17 protein-coding genes are annotated in these 16,673 nt (G+C 72.8%); 4 read left to right on the top strand and 13 right to left on the bottom strand.

What is annotated here, in order from left to right:
* Positions 1-130: 130 nt before the first annotated feature.
* Positions 131-952: a serine protease gene (locus FR742_RS26180; RefSeq protein ID WP_148033395.1), complete on the top strand. Its 822-nt coding sequence runs from the start codon at positions 131-133 to the stop codon at positions 950-952.
* Here FR742_RS26180 and FR742_RS26185 read toward each other — a convergent pair.
* Genes FR742_RS26185 through FR742_RS26195 form a run of 3 tightly spaced genes read right to left on the bottom strand, consistent with a single transcriptional unit; the run spans position 933 to position 3,090 of the window.
* On the bottom strand, positions 933-1,826 hold the full coding sequence (locus FR742_RS26185; RefSeq protein WP_148033396.1) for a Gfo/Idh/MocA family protein: 894 nt from the start codon (positions 1,824-1,826) through the stop codon (positions 933-935). The two genes, FR742_RS26180 and FR742_RS26185, sit on opposite strands and share 20 nt — an antisense overlap.
* On the bottom strand, positions 1,823-2,734 hold the full coding sequence (locus FR742_RS26190) for an NAD-dependent epimerase/dehydratase family protein (RefSeq protein WP_148033397.1): 912 nt from the start codon (positions 2,732-2,734) through the stop codon (positions 1,823-1,825). The genes FR742_RS26185 and FR742_RS26190 overlap by 4 nt, the downstream gene beginning before the upstream one ends.
* Before the next feature lie 2 nt (positions 2,735-2,736).
* Entirely contained in the window at positions 2,737-3,090 is a 354-nt protein-coding gene (locus tag FR742_RS26195) for a YrdB family protein (RefSeq protein ID WP_148033398.1), read from the bottom strand.
* A gap of 115 nt (positions 3,091-3,205) precedes the next feature.
* On the opposite strand from FR742_RS26195, the gene FR742_RS26200 reads away from it, so the two are divergent.
* Positions 3,206-3,901 (top strand): TetR/AcrR family transcriptional regulator, encoded by a 696-nt coding sequence (locus FR742_RS26200; protein WP_148033399.1) that lies wholly within the window; start codon positions 3,206-3,208, stop codon positions 3,899-3,901.
* On the opposite strand, the gene FR742_RS26205 is transcribed toward FR742_RS26200, so the two are convergent.
* The 8 genes from FR742_RS26205 to FR742_RS26240 form a co-directional block, all read right to left on the bottom strand.
* A complete protein-coding gene (locus FR742_RS26205; protein ID WP_148033400.1) occupies positions 3,898-4,626 on the bottom strand; it encodes an ABC transporter ATP-binding protein in 729 nt (242 codons plus the stop codon). The genes FR742_RS26200 and FR742_RS26205 overlap by 4 nt on opposite strands.
* Entirely contained in the window at positions 4,613-6,463 is a 1,851-nt protein-coding gene (locus FR742_RS26210) for an ABC transporter permease subunit (RefSeq protein ID WP_148033401.1), read from the bottom strand. The genes FR742_RS26205 and FR742_RS26210 overlap by 14 nt, the downstream gene beginning before the upstream one ends.
* A 19-nt stretch (positions 6,464-6,482) precedes the next feature.
* Positions 6,483-7,358 carry a branched-chain amino acid ABC transporter permease gene (locus FR742_RS26215; protein WP_148033402.1) on the bottom strand — a complete coding sequence of 292 codons (876 nt, stop codon included), beginning with the start codon at positions 7,356-7,358 and terminating at the stop codon, positions 6,483-6,485.
* 58 nt (positions 7,359-7,416) lie between these two features.
* Entirely contained in the window at positions 7,417-8,667 is a 1,251-nt protein-coding gene (locus FR742_RS26220) for an ABC transporter substrate-binding protein (RefSeq protein WP_187281308.1), read from the bottom strand.
* Between the two features lie 143 nt (positions 8,668-8,810).
* Positions 8,811-9,623, bottom strand: a complete 813-nt coding sequence (locus FR742_RS26225) for a fumarylacetoacetate hydrolase family protein (protein ID WP_148033404.1) — start codon at positions 9,621-9,623, stop codon at positions 8,811-8,813.
* Positions 9,623-11,143, bottom strand: coding sequence for a class I adenylate-forming enzyme family protein (locus FR742_RS26230; protein ID WP_148033405.1), 1,521 nt, complete (start codon positions 11,141-11,143; stop codon positions 9,623-9,625). Before FR742_RS26230 ends, FR742_RS26225 begins: the two co-directional genes overlap by 1 nt.
* 15 nt (positions 11,144-11,158) lie before the next feature.
* Positions 11,159-12,934, bottom strand: a complete 1,776-nt coding sequence (locus FR742_RS26235) for an acetyl-CoA carboxylase biotin carboxylase subunit (RefSeq protein WP_148033406.1) — start codon at positions 12,932-12,934, stop codon at positions 11,159-11,161.
* Positions 12,931-13,356 (bottom strand): cupin domain-containing protein, encoded by a 426-nt coding sequence (locus FR742_RS26240; protein ID WP_222709058.1) that lies wholly within the window; start codon positions 13,354-13,356, stop codon positions 12,931-12,933. Before FR742_RS26240 ends, FR742_RS26235 begins: the two co-directional genes overlap by 4 nt.
* Positions 13,357-13,445: 89 nt before the next feature.
* Here FR742_RS26240 and FR742_RS26245 point away from each other — a divergent pair, with 89 nt between their 5' ends.
* Together FR742_RS26245 and FR742_RS26250 are read left to right on the top strand one after the other, a co-directional pair.
* Positions 13,446-14,324 (top strand): CoA ester lyase, encoded by an 879-nt coding sequence (locus FR742_RS26245; RefSeq protein ID WP_148033408.1) that lies wholly within the window; start codon positions 13,446-13,448, stop codon positions 14,322-14,324.
* The gene (locus tag FR742_RS26250; RefSeq protein ID WP_148033409.1) at positions 14,321-15,463 is read left to right on the top strand and encodes a CaiB/BaiF CoA-transferase family protein; all 1,143 of its coding nucleotides are present in this window, start codon (positions 14,321-14,323) and stop codon (positions 15,461-15,463) included. Before FR742_RS26245 ends, FR742_RS26250 begins: the two co-directional genes overlap by 4 nt.
* Before the next feature lie 95 nt (positions 15,464-15,558).
* On the opposite strand, the gene FR742_RS26255 is transcribed toward FR742_RS26250, so the two are convergent.
* A complete protein-coding gene (locus FR742_RS26255; RefSeq protein ID WP_222709059.1) occupies positions 15,559-16,041 on the bottom strand; it encodes a pyridoxamine 5'-phosphate oxidase family protein in 483 nt (160 codons plus the stop codon).
* Positions 16,038-16,631 (bottom strand): biotin transporter BioY, encoded by a 594-nt coding sequence (locus tag FR742_RS26260; protein ID WP_148033410.1) that lies wholly within the window; start codon positions 16,629-16,631, stop codon positions 16,038-16,040. Before FR742_RS26260 ends, FR742_RS26255 begins: the two co-directional genes overlap by 4 nt.
* Positions 16,632-16,673: the final 42 nt, after the last annotated feature.

Here is a 16,673-nt window from a genome sequence, read left to right on the forward strand (position 1 = left end):
CGCCGGGCAGGCCTGCCCTGGCCGGGTCCACGGGCAGGCCGTACCCCCGCGGGGGTGAGAAGTACCCAGGTTGGGTAAACCTTGATGTCGCTGGTCAGGGCGCTGATCGTTTCCTGCTAGAAGTAGGTGGGTGTTGAGGTTGGTGCTCTGTCTGGCCCTGCTCGATCCCTCCGGCGTCGCCGAGGTCCCGCGGCGTAACATCCCGGCGCGGGAGGTGCTCACGCCCCAAGGCGACCGGCTGGGTTACGCCCCCGTGCCGCGGCCCTATACGGGCACGCGGCGGCTGACCGGCGTCCTGGTCGGCCGCGACCGGGAGACGGGCCGCCACATCACGTGCGGCGGCACCGTGGTGCGCTCCCGCAGCCGGAGCCTGGTGCTGACGGCGGCGCACTGCCTGCGTAACCACGGCCGGATGCTGGAGCAGCTCGCGTTCCTGCCCGGCTACGACCAGGGCCGGCCGGTCGAGGGCGTGTGGCCGGTGGAGCGCACGTGGGTGCCCTCCCGCTGGCGCGGCCGGGGTTTCGGGCCCGACCTGCTGCCGTACGACGTCGGCCTGGCCGGGGTGTCGGCCAAGCCGCGCGGCCGGCTGGAGGACCTGACCGGGCGGGGGCTGCGCCCGCTGCCGACCCGCAGGGGCACCCCGCTGCGCGGGCTGGAGCTGCTCGGCTACCCGGCGGGCAAGCAGTATCCGGGCAACCGCATGTACCGCTGCGTCGGCGACGCGGTGGAGGGCAAGGAACGCGGGCCGGGCGTGCTGGTCACCCGCAACTGCCACGCGGCGGCCGGCGGCAGCGGCGGCCCCGCGTTGTACGAGGGAGGGGTGGCCGGCGTCGTCTCCTCCTCCAGCCCGCTCCGCGACGACAAGGGCTTCACCGTGCTCAGCCGGCTCGGCAGCAGGACGTTCACCCGGATGTACGAGCAGGCCGACCGGATCATGCTCCGATCGAAGTGACGATCTCCTCGCAGAGCGCGTGGGTGACCAGGGCGTCGTCGGCGGTGACCAGGCGGCCCGCGCCGACGGCGGCCAGGAACTCCGCGCAGATCGCCTCGATGCCGCGCTGGCGGGCGACCGGCACCCAGTCGGGCCGCCGCCGCAGCGTCTCGCCGCCGGCGTAGTCGACCACGTCGCCGAGGTTGACCACGCGGCGTTTGACGCCGTCGCCCATCACCTCGCAGCTCTCCTCGGAGGCCCCGCTCACCCGGTTCATCACCCCGATGGCGGTGAAGCCGTCGCCGGACAGCTCCAGCACGACGTGCTCCAGCAGCCCGTCGCCGTTCACCCGGGTGCGGAAGCGGGTGCCGGTGACCTCGCCCGGCGCCAGGAACCTGAGCGTGTCGGCGACGTGGATGAAGTCGTCGAAGACCACCTGGCGCGGGGCGCCCGGCAGGCGTTCCCGGTTCTTCTCCATCAGCACCAGGTGCCGGGGCAGCTCCGCCAGGGCGGCGTAGCCCGGCGCGTGCCGGCGGTTGAAGCCCACCATCAGGGACCTGCCCCCGGCCCTGGCCAGCGCGGCCAGCCGCTCACAGTCGCCCAGGTTGTCGGCCAGCGGCTTGTCCACGTACACGTGCACCCCCGCGGACAGCAGCGTCTCCACGATCTCCGGGTGGGCGGGGGTGGCGGCGTGCACGAACGCCACGTCCACCCCGGCCTCGACCACCTCGTCCACCGTGGTGAACCGCCGGTCGACCCGGTAGGCGTCGCCGAGGCGGCGCAGCCTGGCCCGGTCACGGGTGCACAGGTGGAGGTCGAGCCCGGGATGGGCGGCCAGCACCGGCAGGTAGGCCTTCTCCGCGATGTCGCCGAGGCCGATCAGGGCGGTCTTCACGCGTCGAGCGTAGCCTTGAACGCCTCGCCGACGGGGGTCGGAGCGACCCCGAAGGTCCGCTGGAAGGCGGACGAGTCGAGCACGTACGGCGCGACGAACTGGTAGCGGACGTGCCGCAGCTCGCCGATCATGGGCTGGAAGAGCCCGGCCGCCCGCACCAGCGGCCACGGGAGCTGGACCATCCTCGGCGCGGGCCGGCCGAGCAGCCGGGCCATCTCCTCCCCCACCTGGCGGAACGTCATCGGCTCCGCCGTCGGCACGTGCCAGGGCCGCCCCCACGCCCGCTCGTCGCCCCCGGCGACGATCAGCGCCCTGGCCACGTCGGGCAGGTACGTCCAGCTGTGCGGGACGTCGAGGGGCCAGACCACCTGGACGGTCCTGCCTGCCTTGAGCGCGGGCAGGAACCGGGTGCCCAGGTAGGACTGGTCGGTGGCGCCGGGGCCGAAGTAGTCGGAGCCGCGCACCTCGGTCACCCGGATCCGGCCGGCCCGGTGCGCGGCCAGCGCGTCCTCCCACATGCGGGCCCGTACCCGGAACTTGGGGTTGGCGGAGGCGAGCGGCAGGTCCTCGGTCATGGGGCCGGTGACCGGGCCGTACGGGTAGAGGTTGCCGAGGATCGTCAGCACCGCGCCGCTGGCCTCGGCCGCGGCCAGGAACGACGCGGCCATCGGCGGCCAGTCGGTGAGCCAGCGGTGGTAGCGCGGGTTGACGCAGTTGTAGAGGACGTCCGCGCCCTTCGTGATCTCGATGAGGCGGCGCCGGTCGGCGACGTCGGCCGCCACCTTGACGGCTCCTTCGGGACCGCTTCCCGACCGGGTCACCACGGTGACCTCGTGACCCCGGTCCAGGAGCTCGCGTGCCAGATGCGCACCGACCTGGCCGGAACCCACGACGACGTGCTTGCCCATGATCAGACCTGCTTCCAGACGATGCGGAGGACCGCGTTGACGACGAAGAGGGCGGCGAGCGCCCCGGCGGGAACGGCGGCGCCGGCCGCGTAGAGCGCCAGCGCGCCGCCGCCGAACCAGAGGATCTCCAGCGCGGCGCGCGCCAGGCCGGTGAGCGGGATGACGGCGTTGGCGCCGCCTCCCGCCCCGAACAGGGCCCAGGCGGCGACGAACAGCGCGGGCGCGCCGAGCCCGGCGAGGAGCTTCACGCCCCAGTGCTGGCTCAGCGTGAACCCCCAGTAGCCGGCGGAGACGAGCACCCCGAGCTCCAGGAAGAACATCAGCGCCAGGTTGGCGCCCTTGGCGATGGGGAGCACGACGACCTCCTGAGTGACTGCCGTTCCCTTACGAGAGCAATGCTCTCTCAAGAGAGCGGCCATCGTCAAGAGCAGTGCTCTCGTTTCCGGCGTGCGCTCTGGTAACGTGCTGGGCATGACAGCGAGCCGTACCGCGCGAGAGCGGGTCAGAGCCGAGCTCACCAGGGAGATCACCGACATCGCCCGCCGCCAACTGGCCACCGAGGGCGCGGGCGGGCTGTCGCTGCGCGCGGTCGCCCGCGAGATGGGCATGGTGTCCTCGGCGATCTACCGCTACTTCCCGAGCCGCGACGACCTGCTCACCACGCTGATCATCGAGGGCTACAACGCGCTCGGCGAGGCCGTGGAGCGGGCCGACGCCGCCTGCCCGCGCGACGACTACCTCGGCCGCTGGCTCGCCGCCTGCCACGGCCTGCGCGACTGGGCGCTGGCGCACCCGCACGAGTACGCGCTGCTCTACGGCTCACCCGTGCCCGGCTACCAGGCTCCGCAGGACACGGTCCCGGCCCGGCTGCGCGACGTGACCGTGCTCGGCGCGACCCTGCGCGAGGCGCACGAGGCGGACGCCGTCGACCCGCCCCCGCTGCGGCCGCTCCCCCCCGACGCGCTCAGGGCGGACGCGGACAACCTGCGCACGATCATGGCGGGCGTCCCGGACGAGCTGATGTTCCGCGCGCTCACGTCCTGGACCGCCCTGTACGGGTGGATCAGCTTCGAGCTGTTCGGCCAGCTGAACAACGCCATCGAGGAAAGGCACACGGCCTTCGACCACTCGATGCGCACCCTGGCCGCCCTCATGGGCCTGCGCTAGGCGACGGCGTTGTCACCGCCGCCCAGGTAGGCGGCGACCACCCGCGGGTCCTGGGCCAGCTCGCGGGCCGGGCCCGTCACGTGCACGGTGCCCAGCTCCAGCAGGTACGCCCGGTCGGCGAGCCGGAGCGCGGCCTTGGCGTTCTGCTCGACGAGCACCACCGTGCGGCCGTTGTCGCGCAGCCGCCGGATCGTGCGCATGATCAGGCTGACGAACTGCGGCGCCAGGCCGAGGCTCGGCTCGTCCAGCAGCAGGATCGACGGGTCCGACATCAGCGCCCGCCCGATGGCCACCATCTGCTGCTCGCCGCCGGACAGCGTGCCGGCGAGCTGGTCGCGCCGCTCCCTGAGCCGGGGGAACAGCTCGAACACCATCTCCCGCAGGCCGTCGGCGTCGACCTCCCGGCGCCGCGCGTACGTGCCGAGCAGCAGGTTGTCGTCGACCGTCATGCTGGAGAACATCTGCCGTCCCTCGGGGACGAGCGAGAGCCCTCGCCGCACGAGCGAGTCCTGGGAGGCGCGGGTGACGTCCTCGCCGCGGAGCGCGATGGTGCCGGACCTGGAGCGGTGCGCCCCGCCCAGCACGTTGAGCAGCGTGGTCTTGCCCGCGCCGTTCGGGCCGATGACCGCGACGATCTCGCCCTCGTCCACCCGCAGGTCGATGCCGTGAAGCACCTCGACCGGCCCGTAAGAGAAGCGGAGCCCGCTCACCTCAATGATCGACACGGATGGCTCCTTCCTCGTCCTCGTCCTCGTCGACGCCCAGGTAGGCGCGGATCACCTCGGGGTCGGAGCGGACCTCGTCCGGCGTGCCGACCCGCAGCGTCTTGCCGAACTCCAGGACGTGCACCCGGTCGACCAGCTCCATCACCATCTCCATGTCGTGCTCGACCAGCAGCAGCGCGATGCCTTCCGCGCGCAGTTCCCTGAGCAGGGCGGCCATCCGCTGCTTCTCGGCGCGGTTGAGCCCGGCCGCCGGCTCGTCGAGCAGCAGCACAGCCGGCCGGCCCGCCAGGCCGCGGGCGATCTCCAGCACCTTCTGGTGGCCGAGCGAGAGCTGGTCGGCCTCCACGTCGGCCAGGTGCGCCAGCCCGCAGCGGGCCAGCGCCGCCTCGGCCGCCTCGCGCAGTTGCCGTTCCTCACGCAGCACGCCGGGGGTGGGGATCACCGAGCGGGCGATCCCCGCGCGGCCGACGGTGTAGGTGCCGACCAGGACGGTCTCCAGCACGCTCATGCCGCCGAACACCACAGGCGTCTGGAAGGTGCGGGCCAGTCCCTTGGCGGCCACCTTGTGGGCGGGCGCCCGGGTGACGTCCTCGCCGTCGAACTCGATGCGCCCCTCGGTGGGGGTGAGCACGCCCGACAGGAGGTTGATCAGCGTGCTCTTGCCGGCGCCGTTCGGGCCGATGACGCCCAGGATCTCCGAGTCGTGCAGCACCAGGTCCACGTCGCCGACGGCGACGACGCCGCCGAACCGCTTGGTCAGGCCGGACACCTGAAGGCGGACCCGTCCGGGACTCCGAGCGGGCGACGGGGCGGTGACCGGGGCCGAGGGCTGGGCCGGGGCCGGGTCGGCGACGGACCTGGCCGGCAGGAGCCTGGCGCGCAGGCGGCCGATTGCGCCCACGACGCCTTCCGGCATGAGCACGAGCACCAGGACGAGCAGCAGGCCGACGGTGAACTCCTCGCCCGCGCCCACCGCGCCCTCGCCGAGCACCCCCGGGATGACGCTGGTGCTGGCCTCGCGGATCAGCGTCAGCACCGCCGCGCCCACGAGCGGTCCCCACGGCGACAGCACGCCGCCGATGACCGCCACGACCAGGATCTCGACGGAGTGCATGACGCCGAACGGCGCCGGGTTGACGTACATCATGGTGTGCGCGTACAGGCTGCCCGCGACGCTGCCGAAGACGGCGCTCAGCACGAACGCCTTGGTCTTGGCGCGGGCGGCGTCGACGCCGTGGGCGGAGGCGACGGTCTCGTTGATGCGCAGCGCCCGCAGGGCGCGGCCCTCGCGGCTGGACTTCATCCGCACCGCGAACCAGAGCCCCAGCGCCAGCACGACCAGCACCAGGTAGACCTGCGCACGCTGGTCGTCGAAGGAGAGCCCGAACACCGAGAACGGCGGGATGCCGCCGAAGCCCGACGAGCCGCCGAGCTCCTCGGAGTTGGTGAGCAACAGGTAGAGAATCTCGCCGAGGGCGAGGGTGGCCATCGCCAGGAAGTGCCCGCGCAGCCGCAGGATCGGCCGGCCGATGGCGTACACGAGCAGGGCGGCCACCGCCGCCGCCACCACCATGGACACCAGCGGCGGCCAGCCGAGCCGCACGGTGCCGATGGCCGAGCCGTACGCGCCGATCGCGGCGAAGGCGGCCTGGGCCAGGGAGAACTGCCCGGCGTATCCGACCAGGAGCACCAGGCCGAGCGCGAGCACGGCGTCGATGCCGAAGTTGACGATCAGGCCCTGGGTGTAGGTGTCGTCGACGGCCAGGGGGCCCAGCGCGATGACGAGGATCGCGGCGGCCACGCCCATGGCCGTGCGGTGCTTACGGAGTGAGTTCACGGCAGATTCCTTGTCATCGCTAGACCCGCGTCGACACCCGGAGCCGGGTCAGTCCCGCCGGCCGGAAGATCAGCAGGGCGAGGAGCAGGGTCAGGCCCGCGAGCGTGGTGTAGAGCGACCCGGCGAAGATGGTCGTCGCGGCCTCGATCAGCCCGAGGATGACCCCGCCGACGACGGTCAGCCCGATGCGGTCCAGGCCGCCGAGGATCGCCGCCACGAAACCCTTGAGACTGAGCGCGAGCCCGCCGAGCACGGTGATGACCGACAGCGGCGTCTGCGCGATCGCCACGGTGCCCGCGGCCGCGCCGGCGAGACCGAACGACAGCGCGGCCATCAGGGCGACGTTGATGCCGACCACGCCCGCGGCGAACGGGTTGACGGCGCAGGCGGTCACCGCCCGGCCGAGCATGCTCTTCTCGAAGAACACCGTCAGCAGGATGACGATCACCACGGTCAGCGCCACGACCCACAGGGCCTGGCGGGCGATGGTGGCGCCGCCGACGTTGATCGCCGGCCCCGCGGTGAAGGGCGCCAGCTGGTACGCGCCGCTGCCGAAGATGATCTGCAGCAGGGAACGCACCCCGATCGCCACCCCGAGGGTCGCGATGACCTGGACGAGGAGCGCCTTCTTGCGCAGCGGCCGGACCGCCAGCGTGTAGACGACCATCGACGCCGCCGCCGCGACGAGGATGCCGAGGGGGACGGCCAGCCACAGCGGCACGAGCTTGGCCAGCACCACGGCGGCGAAGGCGCCGACCAGGGCCAGGTCGCCCATGGCGAAGTTGATCACGCCGGTGATCCGGTGGATCACCACGAAACCGATCCCGATCGCGCCGTAGATCGACCCGTTGGTGACCCCGGTGAATATCACCTGGAGGAGGTCCTGCGAGTTCATGTTCCTGCCTCTGAGCGGAGGCGGGCGGCCGGGAGGGGGGACCGGCCGCCCGGGTTTGTCATTCCTGGTCGAGGACGACCTCGCCGGTCTCGGTCAGGCCTCCCGCGTAGCGGAAGGCGCCGTCCTTGACCTGCAGCAGTGCCAGCCCCTCGCTTCCGAGGCCGGAGTGGTCGGTCGGTGAGTAGCGGTAGATCCCGTTCACGGCCGCGGTGCCGCCGAGCTGGTTCTCCAGCGCGTCGCGGATGGCCGTGCGGGCCGCGTCGAGGTCCGACAGGTCCGGATCCGCCTTCTTGATGGCCTCGGTGAACATCGTGATCGCGTCCCAGCCGTTGCCCGCGAACTGGGTCGGCTCGGCCCCGTACGCCGCGACGAAGTCCTTGACCGCCTGGTACTGCGGGTCGTCCTCGGCGATGCTGTCGGCCACCAGCGCCTTGGTCCCCACCACGTAGCGGCCTTCGACGGCGTCCTGGCCGACCTTGATGAAGTCCGGCGAGGCGGAGCCCGGCTCGTAGATGAACTCGGCGTCGAAGCCGATCTGCTTGGCGTTCTGCCCGATGACCGCGCTGCCGGGGACGACGCCGTAGACGATGACGCTGTCGGGTGCCGCGCCCTTCAGCCTGGTGAGCTGGGGGACGAAGTCGGTGGCGTCAGGGTCGTGCAGCTCGCTGCCCGCGACGGTCAGCCCGTACTCCTTGGCCAGCTCCGGCACGGCCTTGGACTGCTGCTGCCCGTAGGCGTTGTTCGGCGCCAGCACGGAGACGGACTTCGCGCCGAGGCCCTTGGCGAACGACAGCATGGCCCTGGTGGAGCGGGTGATGTCCGGGAAGTTCTTGAACATCCACTTCGCCTCCTCGATCGGCTCGACGATCGCCGTGCCGGAGGCCATGCCGATCGCCGGGATCTTGAGGCTGGCGGTGATCGGCTTGATCGCGATGCTCGCGCTGGTGCCGCTGGGCCCGATGACGGCCAGCGCGCCCTCGCTGTGCAGCTTGCGCACACCGCTCACGGCGTCGGACTCGCTGCTGCGGCCGTCGACCACGGTCAGCTTGAGCTGGCGGCCGTTGATGCCGCCCTCGGCGTTCACCTTCTTGGCGAAGGCCTCGGTCGCCGTCTTCTCGGCCTCGCCCAGCGCCGCGTACGAGCCGGTCAGGTCGACCAGCACGCCCAGATGGTAGGGCTCGGACGCGGCGTCGCCCGAGGACTGTCCATTGCCGCCGCAGGCGGCGAGGAGCAGCGGCACCAGGGCGGCGGCGGCCAGCCGCCACCGCCGGGGGCGCGGCCGGCCCTCAGACGCTGAATCGAACTTCACCAGATTCTCCCTTCCGGGCGGTCGCCAGAGGCGCTCTACACGAACGAACGACCGTTCGCTCAACGTACCATGTGATTTCTGATTGCTTAAAGGCCCTTTTTCGCTGGGCCGGAATCGTTACCGGCGGGAGACCTGCCGGCCGGTCAGGAGTCCGCGACGCACCGGTTCACGCAGGTCCCGAGCCCGTCGACCCGCGTGGTGAGTACCGACCCCGGCACCAGCCGCAGCCCCGACGCCGCCCCCACCCCGCCCGGCGTGCCGGTGAGCAGGACGTCACCGGGCTCCCAGGCGGTGAACCGGCTGACGTAGGCCAGTGCGGCCGCCGCGTCGAAGACCAGGTCGGAGGTGCGGCCGCGCTGGCGGACCACGCCGTCGACCTCGCACGTGACCTCCAGGTCGCGGGCGTGGTCCACCTCGTCCGGCGTCACCAGCTCGGGCCCCAGCGGCGTGCTGGCGTCGAACGCCTTGCCCGGCAGCCACTGGCTGGTCCGCCACTGCCAGTCGCGCATCGAGACGTCGTTGGCGACGGTGTAGCCGGCGATCGCCGCCAGCGCCTCGCCCGGATCGGCCCGCCGCAGCGGGCGGCCGACCACGACCGCCAGTTCCGCCTCCCAGTCGACCTGGTCGCTGTCGGAAGGGATGGCGAGGTCGTCGCGGGCGCCGGTGAGGGTGCTGGCGAACTTGGTGAACAGCGTGGGGTGCTCGGGCGCCTCGCGGCCCATCTCCTCGATGTGCGAGCGGTAGTTCAGCCCCACGCAGACGACTCTGGCCGGGCTTGTCACCAGCGGCGCCCAGTCCGCCTCGCCCACGGGCACCTGGCCCACCTCGGCCGCGCGCGCTGGATCGGGGCGGCGCAGCAGCGCCCCCACGTCCGGCGCGTCCAGCAGGACGTACACGGCACCCTCGCGGCGGGCCGCGCGGGTGCCGTCAGGCGTGCGCAGCGTGGCCCAGCGCATCAGAACAGCTCCATCGACCGCAACCGGGTCTTCATGATCTTGCCGCTGTCGTTGACCGGCATGTCACGCGCCGGCACGAAGGCGATCCGCTTCGGGATCTTGTAGCCCGCCAGGCGCGCTCGGCAGTAGTCCCTCAGCTCGTCGGCGCCCAGCTCGGCGCCCTCCTTGAGCGCCACCACGGCGCACACCTCTTCGTCCCACTCCGTGCTCGGCAGGCCGATGACGGCCGCCTCGCTGATCCCCGGATGCGTGTAGAGCACCCGCTCGACCTCGGCCGAGTAGACGTTCTCGCCACCGGTCTTGATCATGTCCTTGGCGCGGTCGTGGTAGTAGAAGTAGCCGTTCTCGTCCTGCGAGGCCAGGTCCCCGGTGCGCAGCCAGCCTTCCGCGTTGAGCACCTGCGCGGTCTCCGCGGGCCTGCCGAAGTAGCCGTCCATGATGTTGGGGGCGCGCACGGTGATCTCGCCGACGGTCCCCGGCGGCACCTCGTCGTCACTGTCCAGGGCACGCAGGCGCACCTCGGTGAGCAGGAACTCGCGGCCGATCGAGCCGTCGACGTCCTCCCTGAACATGTCCTCCGGGCGCAGCCGGGTGACGATCGGCCCGCCCTCGGTCAGGCCGTACTGGTAGTAGACGCGCACGTGCGGCAGCGCGTCGCGGACGGCTGTCTTGTCGGGCATCTTGAAGATCGCGCCGCCCACGTACATGCGCCGGTAGCCGGACCAGTCGTAGTCGGTGAAGACGCCCGCGGCGAGCAGCCTGCGCACCATGTTGGGCACCAGGAAGCCGTTGGTCACGCCCTCGCGCTGCACCACCTCGCCCACCTGGCGCTCGTCGAAACGGCGCATCAGCACCGACGTGGCGCCCAGCATCAGGTGCGGCACGAACCAGCACAGCAGCGACGCGGCGTGGAACATCGGCGCGATGAGGAGCGTGACGTCCGAGTGCTCCATGTCGGTGTCGATGATCTCGTTCAGCCCGTTGCCGACGGCGCTGCGCTCGGACAGCACGACGCCCTTGGGGAAGCCGGTGGTGCCGCCGGTGAACATGATGACGTTGGTGGCGTCCATGTCGCCGGTCAGCTCGGGTTCGACCGGCTCACCCAGGTAGGCCTCGTAGTCGGGGCCCTCCACCACCACGCGGCGCAGGTGACGAGGCTCGCCGGTCTCCTGCGCCGCCTTCACCGAGGCGACCCACTCCTGGTCGACCAGGACCACCTCGGCCCGGGAGTCGTTCAGCCCGAACACCAGCTCAGGAGTGGCCCAGCGCCAGTTGTACATGACCGGCACCGCCCCGGCGCACAGCACGCCCAGGTACGCCTCGACGACGAAGATGGAGTTGCCCGCCAGGATGCCCACGGTGTCGCCGCGCCGGACACCGTCGGCGCGCAGTCCGGCCGCGACCGCGTAGGCCCGGTCGGCCAGCTCGGCGTAGGTGACCCGCGAGTTCTCGTCCACCACGGCCGTGCGCTCGGGGTAGCGGCGCCGGTTCAGCCGGAGAAAATCAGCGGTAGTGCGCATGTTCCTGCCTCTCGATCACTCGATGACCACGAGCGTGTCGCCGGGCGAGACGCCGGCTCCCACCGTCACGCGGACCTCGGTGACCCGGCCCGCCTTGCCCGCGGTGACCGGGTTCTCCATCTTCATAGCTTCCAGGACACATACCACGTCCTCCGCGGCCACCTCCGAGCCGACCTGGGCCGACACCGCGGCGATCGTGCCCTGCATGGGAGCGCGGACGACACCGTCCGAGGAGCCCGACATCCCGGCGGCGCGGCGCGGACCCGACCCGGACGGCGGGGGCGCGGCCTGCGGCGGGGCGGCGGCCGCCGACGCCTGCTCGGCGACGTAGGGGACCCAGTACTCGCGCCCGGCGACCACGACGACGGACCGGTCGTCCCCCGCCGGCCGCGGCGCGGCCTCGGCGGGCGAGCTCTCGGGGGCCAGGGCCGGCTTCAGCTCGGCGTCGGTCTCCAGCCACGTGGTGTGGTGGCGGTCCCCGGTGAACACCGGGTGCCGCAGGACGGCCTGGTGGGCGGGCTTGGTCGTGGCCACGCCGGAAACCCGCAGCTCCTCCAGCACCCGCTGTGCCCTGGCGATGGCGGCGGGCCTGTCCTGCGCGTGCACGATCAGCTTGCCGAGCAGCCCGTCGTAGTACTCGCTGACCGTGTCGCCGGCCTCGTACCCGCTGTCGAACCTGACGCCGAAGCCGAGCGGCGGGCGCACCTCGGTGAGCGTGCCGGGCGTCGGCCGGAACAGCCCGCCGGCCGGGTCCTCGGCGTTGATCCGCATCTCCAGCGCGTGACCGCGCACGGTCACGTCCTCCTGGCGGACCGAAAGCGGCAGCCCGGCGGCCACCCGCAGCTGCTCGGCGACCAGGTCGACGCCGGTGACCAGCTCGGTGACCGGGTGCTCCACCTGGAGCCTGGTGTTCATCTCCAGGAAGTAGAACGCGTCGTCCTCGACCAGGAACTCGACCGTGCCCGCGCCCACGTAGCCGACGGACGCGGCCAGCGCCACGGCGGCCTCGTCCATCGCCTGCCGGGTGCCGTCGGAGATCACCGTGCAGGGCGCCTCCTCGATCAGCTTCTGGTGCCGCCGCTGCACGGTGCAGTCGCGGTTGCCGAGGGAGACCACGGCGCCGTGGGTGTCGGCGACGATCTGCACCTCGACGTGGCGGGGGCGCTCCAGGTACCGCTCCAGGTAGACCTCCGGCTGCCCGAAGTAGGCCTGGGCCTCGCGCCGGGCCGCCGCGACCGCGTCGTCCCCCTCCGCGCCGTCGCGCACGATGCGCATCCCGCGCCCGCCGCCGCCGTAGGAGGCCTTGACCGTGATCGGGTAGCCGTGGCGCTCGCCGAAGGCCCGCACCTCGGCTCCCGAGGTGACCGGGCCGTCGCTGCCGGGCACCAGCGGCACCCCGGCCCGCTCGGCCGCCTGCCGTGCCGTGACCTTGCTGCCCATGACGGCGATGGCGTCGGCGGGCGGGCCGATGAACGTCTTGCCGGCCCTGGTGACCGCCTCGGCGAGCGCCGTGCTCTCCGACAGGAAGCCGTAGCCGGGGTGCACGGCGTCCGCCTGGCTCTCGGCCAGCGCCTTCATGATCATTTCCACGTTCAGGTACGTGTCGGCCGGCGAGGTGCCGGGCAGCGCGCACGCCTCGTCGGCGAGGCGGACGTGCAGCGCGCCCGCGTCCGCGTCCGAGTGCACCGCGACCGAGGCGATGCCGAGGTCGCGGCAGGCGCGGACGACCCGGACGGCGATCTCACCCCGGTTGGCGACGAGCACCTTGCGGAAGTGGGAGGGGGAACTCACGTCGTGTACTCCGAAGGGGGAAGGTCGACGTCGTCGAGGTTGACGACGAGGTTGTCGGGAGTGCGTGCGGTCATCCAGACGAGTTCGGCGTCGGCGCTGCGGTTGCACTCGATGTGCGGCATCCACGGCGGCACGTGCACGAAATCGCCTTCCTCCAGGTCGTAGTAGTCGCGGTACCCCTCGCCGAAGTAGATCCGGGCCCTGCCCTTGAGCACGTAGCCCGCGGTCTCGGCCTCGGCGTGGTGGTGCGGCACGGACCGGTAGGCGGGCTCGTTGCTGACCTTGCCCAGCCATATCGCCGAAGCCCCCACCCCGCGGTGGACACCCGCCACCCGGATGGCGCCGGCGCTCTGGCCGGTGTCCGCGGTGATCTCGGCGGCGAGGATGCGGGTCGGGCTGAGATCGAAGCGAAGCCGATCCACGGGCATGTCCTCCTTTGACAAACGAGCGATCGTTCGTATTCTTGGCTCATGCGAACTCCCATGTCAAGACGCCCCCGGACGGAGCCGCGATGAAGCCCTACAAGTCCCTGCTGTTCGTGCCAGGCCATCGCGGCGACTGGGCGGACAAGGCGGTCCGCGCCGGCGCCGACGCGGTCATCCTCGACCTGGAGGACGCCGTCCCCGAGCAGAGCAAGGCCGAGGCCCGGGCGACCGTGGCGGAGTCGGTCGACCGGCTGCGCGCCGAGCACCCCGAGGTGGGCGTGGTCGTGCGCCCCAACGGGCTCGGCACGCCGCACGTGGGCAAGGACCTGGCCGCCGTGGTGCGGGCCGGGGTCGACGCGCTGCTGCTGCCGATGATCCGCACGGCCGAGGACGTGATCCGCTTCGACGCGCTGGTCGGCCACTTCGAGTCCGAGCGAGGGCTGGAGCCGGGCTCCGTCGAGCTGGTGCCCACGCTGGAGACCGCCCAGTCCGTGGGCAACTGCGAGCAGCTGGCCGCGGCCACTCCGCGCGTCGCGTCCCTGCTGGTCGCCGCGGCCAAGGGCGCCGACATCGCACGGGAGATCGGCTTCGAGTGGACGCTGGAGGGCCTGGAGACGCTGTACCTGCGCAGCCGCGCCCTGGTGGCCTGCCGCGCCGCCGGCATCTCCCACCCGATCTGCGGGATCTGGCAGGACGTGCACGACCTCGACGGGCTCGCCACGTTCACCGCGCAGAACCGGCGGCTCGGCTTCCGCGGGCAGGTGCTGCTGCACCCGTCGCACGTCGCGACGATCAATGCCACGTACGGGCCGACCGAGGCGGAGCTGGACCGCTACCGCCGGATGGTGGCCGCCTTCGAGGCGGCCGAGGCCGACGGGCGCGCGGCGGTCGACTTCGAGGGCGAGCACATCGACATCGCCCACGTGCGGACCGCCCGCGAGCTGCTGGAACTCGCGGGCGCATGAGCGGCCCGCTGCACGGCGTGCGGGTCGTCGAGCTGGGCGGGCAGGGGCCGGTGCCCTTCTGCGCGATGACGCTGGCCGACCTCGGCGCGGAGGTCGTCACCCTGCGCCGCCCCGGCCCCGCCGCCCCCACCAACCCGCACAACCCGGTGATCGACAGGGGCCGGCGGTTCCTCGCGGTGGACCTCAAGTCGCCCGACGGCGTGGCCGTGGCCAAGCGGCTGGCGGGCCGCGCCGACGCGGTCCTCGAAGGCTTCCGGCCCGGTGTGCTCGAACGCCTCGGCCTCGGCCCCGCCGACTGCCTCGCGGTCAACCCCCGGCTGGTGTACGGACGGATGACCGGCTGGGGCCAGGACGGGCCGCTGGCTCAGACGGCCGGGCACGACATCAACTACATCGCGCTCACCGGGGCGCTGCACGGGATCGGCACCGCCGGCGGGCCCCCGGTGCCGCCGATCAACCTCGTCGGCGACTACGCGGGGGGCGCGCTCTATCTCGCGCTGGGCGTCACCTCGGCGCTGCTGTCCGCCCGCGCCACCGGGCGCGGCCAGGTGGTCGACGCGGCGATCGTCGACGGCGTGGCCGCGCTCATGAGCATCGTGTACGGGCTCACGGCCGCCGGGCGGTGGACCGGGGAGCGCGGCGCCAACCTGCTCGACGGGGGCGCGCCCTTCTACCGGGTCTACCGGTGCGCCGACGGCGGGCACGTCGCGGTGGGCGCGCTGGAGGAGCCGTTCTACCTGGAACTGCTCGACGGGCTCGGGCTGGCCGGGCGCGCCGACCTGGTGGACGGCCGGCTGGAGCGATCCCGCTGGCCGGCCATCGCCGAGGCGCTCTCGGCGGCGTTCGGTGAGCATCCGCGGGCGCACTGGGAAGCGGTGTTCGGCGGGCGCGACGCCTGCGTCACACCCGTTCTGTCCGCGCAGGAGGCCACCCGCCACGAGCACCTGGCAGCGCGCGGCACCTACGTGGGCGGCCACGCCGCCCCGGCGCCACGCTTCAGCGGCACCCCGGCGACCTCGGCCCCGCACGCCGAACCGGCGCGGTCCGACGTACGCGCCCTCCTCGCCGAGCACGACCTCTCCCCCGCGGAGATCGACCGCCTGCTGACGAGCGGCGCGGTGCGCCCGGCGTCCTGGTGACCGAAACCCGGGCCACGCCGCCACCGTACCGACGGACGCCCGGTTCGGGGCCGGCGTGCTCGTGGCCGCCGGCCCCGCTGTCTCCGGGCGCCGCGTTAGCGGGCGCTCTTGCGGAAGTCCCAGGTGCTCGTGTGCTCCGGCTCGACGCGTATCCAGGCGTGACGGCCCTTCCTGCGCACGTGCCGCTGCTCGGGGTACTTCTCCGTGAACAGCCGTTCCGCCTCGGCCAGGTCCGGCGTCACGACGCCGTCCCACGGCGCCGGGCCCACGACGCGGGCGGTCCCCCGGATCTCCACCCCGCGCAGCTCTCCGTACGCGTCCCCGGCGTCCACCACGACGGCCACCCGGGGCCGCGCCGTCAGGTCGGCGAACCGGCGGCTGCTCACCAGCGAGCACAGCCAGAGCGCCGCGCCGTCCCAGGCGAACCAGAGCGGACTGACGTGCGGATCCCCGTCAGGCCCGGCGGTGGCCACCCGGCAGAACCGCTCGCCGGCGAGGAAGGCGTCCATCTCCGCGGCCGTCATGGCGAGCCGCGAGCCGTGGCGGAGCGCGGCCCGCGGCTGGGAGGCCGCGCTCACCGGCGGGCCCTCGATCCGGACAGCCGCCAGGCCGCGGGGAGCAGCGCGGCCGCCAGGGCGATCTTGACGGCGTCGCCCGCCAGGAAGGGGAGCACGCCCATCTGGATCGCCTGCCAGAGGTCCAGGCGGAGCAGAGCGGCCAGCCAGGCACTGCCGCAGAGGAGGATGACGGCGTTCGCCAGCGCCATCGCGGCCATGGCCCGGCCCGGCGCGCGGTCCCAGCCGCGCTCGGCGAGCGCTCCGGCGACCACCGCCGCGACCACGAATCCGAGGACGTATCCGAAGCTCATGCCGGACCAGCCGGACGCGGCCCCGGTGAACCAGGGCACGCCCGCGATCCCCGCGGCCCCGTACAGGGCGGTCGCGGCGACACCGCGCCGCAGGCCGAGCGCGGCGGCCACCAGCAGGACGCCCAGCGTCTGCCCGGTCAGCGGGACGGGCGTGCCGGGCAGGGGCACGGCCACCTGGGCGAGCAGCCCGATGAGGGCGGCGCCGGAGACGGTCAGCACGACGGCCCCGGTCCTGGAGGACGTCACCAGGTCGCCGAGCACGAGCCGGCGAGGTGGGAGGGCGAAGGGCACTGAAGACATGTGTACACTCCTAACGATCGTTCGTTAGTATAGCTGATGACC

The sequence above is a fragment of the Nonomuraea sp. C10 genome (assembly GCF_008017515.1).
Taxonomy (GTDB): Bacteria; Actinomycetota; Actinomycetes; order Streptosporangiales; family Streptosporangiaceae; genus Nonomuraea; species Nonomuraea ferruginea.

Coding starts and splice junctions, on each gene's coding strand:
- FR742_RS26260 (WP_148033410.1), bottom strand. CDS start 16,631: ATGTCTTCAGTGCCCTTCGCCCTCCCACCTCGCCGGCTCGTGCTCGGC.
- FR742_RS26250 (WP_148033409.1), top strand. CDS start 14,321: ATGAGCGGCCCGCTGCACGGCGTGCGGGTCGTCGAGCTGGGCGGGCAG.
- FR742_RS26215 (WP_148033402.1), bottom strand. CDS start 7,358: ATGAACTCGCAGGACCTCCTCCAGGTGATATTCACCGGGGTCACCAAC.
- FR742_RS26190 (WP_148033397.1), bottom strand. CDS start 2,734: ATGGGCAAGCACGTCGTCGTGGGTTCCGGCCAGGTCGGTGCGCATCTG.
- FR742_RS26245 (WP_148033408.1), top strand. CDS start 13,446: ATGAAGCCCTACAAGTCCCTGCTGTTCGTGCCAGGCCATCGCGGCGAC.
- FR742_RS26230 (WP_148033405.1), bottom strand. CDS start 11,143: ATGCGCACTACCGCTGATTTTCTCCGGCTGAACCGGCGCCGCTACCCC.
- FR742_RS26225 (WP_148033404.1), bottom strand. CDS start 9,623: ATGCGCTGGGCCACGCTGCGCACGCCTGACGGCACCCGCGCGGCCCGC.
- FR742_RS26200 (WP_148033399.1), top strand. CDS start 3,206: ATGACAGCGAGCCGTACCGCGCGAGAGCGGGTCAGAGCCGAGCTCACC.